This is a genomic window from Streptomyces sp. NPDC002156, from assembly GCF_053593675.1.
Genome location: NZ_JBSFDA010000337.1, coordinates 1 through 3,856, shown reverse-complemented (window position 1 = coordinate 3,856; position 3,856 = coordinate 1). Strand labels below are relative to the sequence as shown.

General features: G+C 68.6%; 3 protein-coding genes. 1 reads left to right on the top strand and 2 read right to left on the bottom strand.

Annotated elements, in window-relative coordinates; all coding sequences use genetic code 11:
- Together ACWCRB_RS49385 and ACWCRB_RS49380 are read right to left on the bottom strand one after the other, a co-directional pair.
- The coding region (locus tag ACWCRB_RS49385) for an alpha-amylase family glycosyl hydrolase (protein ID WP_451002309.1) at positions 1–989 on the bottom strand (989 nt) is incomplete at its 3' end.
- Positions 986–3,031, bottom strand: coding sequence for an alpha-1,4-glucan--maltose-1-phosphate maltosyltransferase (locus ACWCRB_RS49380; RefSeq protein ID WP_451002310.1), 2,046 nt, complete (start codon positions 3,029–3,031; stop codon positions 986–988). The genes ACWCRB_RS49385 and ACWCRB_RS49380, both read right to left, overlap by 4 nt.
- Positions 3,032–3,329: 298 nt before the next feature.
- Here ACWCRB_RS49380 and ACWCRB_RS49375 point away from each other — a divergent pair, with 298 nt between their 5' ends.
- Complete coding sequence (locus tag ACWCRB_RS49375) at positions 3,330–3,722, top strand: hypothetical protein (RefSeq protein ID WP_451002308.1); 393 nt, start codon at positions 3,330–3,332, stop codon at positions 3,720–3,722.
- The last annotated feature ends 134 nt before the right edge of the window (positions 3,723–3,856 follow it).

The window sequence follows — 3,856 nt, the reverse complement described above, 5'->3', positions numbered from 1 at the left end:
TCGTGGTTGCGCAGGAAGATGCCCCACTGGCAGTTCGAGGGAATGGCGGGGGTCTTCGCGAGGATTTCCGAGACCGGGTAGCGCGATTCACGGCGCACGGCCATGAAGATGCGCGGCATGACCGGGAAATGGAACGCCATATGGCATTCGTCGCCGCCACTGCGGTAGTCGCCGAAGTAGTCGACGACGTCCTCGGGCCACTGGTTCGCCTCCGCCAGCAGCACGGTGTCCGGGTAGTGGGCGTCGATCTCCTTGCGCACGTGTTTGAGGAACTCGTGCGTCGCCGGGAGGTTCTCGCAGTTGGTGCCCTCGGCCTGGTAGAGGTACGGAACCGCGTCGAGACGGAAGCCGTCGATGCCCAGGTCGAGCCAGAACCGCAGCGCGGAGATGATCTCCTCCTGCACCGCCGGGTTCTCGTAGTTGAGGTCGGGTTGGTGGGAGAAGAAGCGGTGCCAGTAGTACTGCTTGCGGACCGGGTCGAAGGTCCAGTTGGAGGCCTCGGTGTCGACGAAGATGATCCGGGCGTCCTGGTACTGGTCGTCCTTGTCGGCCCAGACGTAGTAGTCGCCGTACGGGCCTTCGGGATCGTTCCTCGACTCCTGGAACCACGGGTGCTGGTCGCTGGTGTGGTTCATGACGAAGTCGATGATGACGCGCATGCCGCGTTGGTGGGCGGCGTCGACGAATTCGACGAAGTCGGCGAGGTCGCCGAATTCGGGGAGGACGGCGGTGTAGTCGGAGACGTCGTAACCGCCGTCACGGAGCGGTGATTTGAAGAAGGGTGGCAGCCAGAGGCAGTCGATGCCGAGCCACTGGAGGTAGTCGAGTTTGGCCGTGATGCCCTTGAGGTCGCCGACGCCGTCACCGTTGCTGTCCTGGAAGGAGCGGACGAGGACCTCGTAGAAGACGGCGCGTTTGAACCACTCGGGGTCCCGGTCCTTGGCGGGAGTGTCCTCGAAGGTGTCCGGGACAGGCTCATTGACGATCATGTTGTGGGTGACCCTCCGATCTGCGGGGTGGACGGTCGCAGGACGGTCAGGATGTGCGCGGGGCGAGTGCCCGGTTCCAGGCGCACATAGTTCGTCCTGCCCCATGGGTAGGTCTCGCCGGTCAGCTCGTCGCGTACCGGCACGGACTCGTGCCAGTCCAGGCCGAGTTGCGGCATGTCCAACGAGACCGTCGCCTCCTGGGTGTGGTGAGGGTCGAGGTTCACGACCACCAGAACCGTGTTCGATCCCCGGCGTTTCGAGTAGACGATCACCGCCTCCTGATCCGCGTGGTGGAAATGGAGGTCGCGCAGCTGCCGCAGGGCCGGGCTGCGCCGCCGGATCGCGTTGAGCGTGGCTATCAATGGCGCGATGCTACGTCCGTCACGTTCCGCCGACTCCCAATCACGGGTACGCAGTTGGTATTTCTCGGAGTCCAGGTATTCTTCGCTGCCCTCGCGCAGAGGGGTGTTCTCGCAGAGTTCGTAGCCGCTGTAGACGCCCCAGGTGGGGGAGAGGGTGGCGGCCAGGACGGCACGGGCCTCGAATGCCGGGCGCCCGCCCTGCTGAAGGTACGCGTGGAGGATGTCGGGGGTGTTGACGAAAAAGTTCGGGCGCATGTACGCGGCCGCGTCACCGGACAGTTCGGTGAGGTATTCGGTGAGTTCGGTCTTGGTGGTGCGCCAGGTGAAGTAGGTGTAGGACTGCTGGAAGCCGGTCTGGGCCAGGGTGTGCATCATCGCGGGCCGGGTGAACGCCTCCGCCAGGAAGATGACGTCGGGGTCGGTGCGGTTGATGTCCGCGATGACCTGTTCCCAGAAGACGACGGGTTTGGTGTGCGGGTTGTCGACGCGGAAGATCCGCACCCCGTGGTCCATCCAGTGCCGCAGCACCCGCACCGTCTCCGCGATCAGGCCGGGGAGGTCGGCGTCGAAGGCGATGGGGTAGATGTCCTGGTACTTCTTCGGCGGGTTCTCCGCGTACGCGATCGTGCCGTCCGGGCGGTGGTGGAACCACTGCGGGTGTTTCTGCACCCAGGGGTGGTCGGGGGAGCACTGCAGCGCGAAGTCGAGGGCGACCTCCAGGCCGTGGCGGGCGGCCTCGGCGACGAAGAAGTCGAAGTCGGCCAGCGTGCCGAGGTCCGGGTGGACGGCGTCGTGGCCGCCGTCCTCGGAGCCGATCGCCCACGGCACCCCGACATCCTCCGGGGTGGCGGAGAGGGTGTTGTTGGGGCCTTTGCGGAAGGTGTGGCCGATGGGGTGGATCGGGGGGAGGTAGAGGACGTCGAAGCCCATCGCGGCGATCGACGCCAGCCGCCGCGCGGCCGTGCGGAACGTGCCGTGGGGTTGCTGCACGGTGCCCTCGGAGCGGGGGAAGAACTCGTACCAGGCCCCGTACAGGGCCCGCTCCCGCTCCACGACGAGCGTCAACGGCTCACTCGCGGTGATCAGTTCACGCAGCGGATGCCGGCGCAGGACCTTGTTCACGGCCGGTGTGAGGGCCGCGGCAAGCCGTGCCGCAGGCGGTCGTTCGGTGTCCCGGAGGGCCTCGGCGGCGCTCAGGATCACCTCCCGCTTGCCCTTGTTCTTCGGTACGCCGGTGGCGGCACGCTCGTACAGCTGCGCGCCTTCCTCCAGCACCAGCTCCGTGTCGATCCCGGCCGGGATCTTGATGCCCGCGTGATGCCGCCAGGTGCTGATCGGATCGCCCCACGCCTCCACGGTGTACGTCCACTCACCGGGCGCGTCGGCCTCGACGGTGGCGCCCCAGCGGTCGGTACCCGGGGCGAGTTCACGCATCGGCGTCCAGCGGCCGGTACGGCCCTTCGGATCCCGGAGCACGACGTTCGCGGCGACGGCGTCATGGCCCTCGCGGAACACGGTGGCCGACACCTCGAAGGCCTCCCCGACCACCGCCTTCGCCGGGCGCCGCCCGTTCAGGACGAGGGGGCGGACATCCAGGACGGGGATACGGCCGACCGCGGTGCCCTCGGTGAAGGGGGCGGGAACGGGGAGGGGCCGGGGTTCCGGGGCCGGACTCGTGATCCGCGTGGGGTTCGCGGTCGACGGGGCGGCGGCGGGAGGTGTCTTCGGGGCGCGTTTGCCGGCGGTGGCCGGTGCGTTCGAGGAATGTTGGCCGGTGGCAGAGGGCGTGTTCGGCGTCGGTCGGGCCCTGCCGGCCGAGGTGTCCGAGTCCGGCCGGTCGGCGACGGCCGGTGTGTCCACAGGCGGCGGTGCGGCGGCGGTGAGGGGCGCGTCCGGGTCTGCCGAAGCAGCGCTTGAGGGCGCGTCGGGGGCGGTCGGCGCGGTGCTTGAGGGCTTGCCGGGGGCTGTCGGAGCGGTGGTGGAGGGTTTCTCCGGAGCCGTCGACCGGGCGGCGGAGGGCGTCTCCGGAACTGTGGACCGGGCGGCGGAGGGCGTCTCCGGAACTGTGGACCGGGCGGCGGAGGGCGTCTCCGGAGCCGTGGACCGGGTGGCGGAGGAGCTCTCCGGTGGCGTCTCGGAGGACTTCTTCGGGGCCGGGGAGGGTGTCTCCAGGGCCGAGGAGGGTTTCTCCGGGGCCGGGGAGGGTGTCCCCTGGTGTGCTGCCGGCGGGACGACGGTGTCCGTCGGGGGTATGCCGGTGGTGGGCGTTGGGCGTGCTGCCGAGTGGTGCGTGGCGGGCATGACCGCTCCTGTCCGCGTCAACGTGGGTGGGCGGATGGATGTGGGGAGGGGTGTCCAGCGGGCGTACTGAGTCGTGTACCGAGGGAGCCTTCCCACCCTATTCGGGTGGGCAATCCGGCACTTTGCTAACTACTCGCGCGTATGTCTGCACCCAGGATCAGCCAGGTCCGCGAACGTCGTCGGCCCCGTCCGGCGGACGGGGGC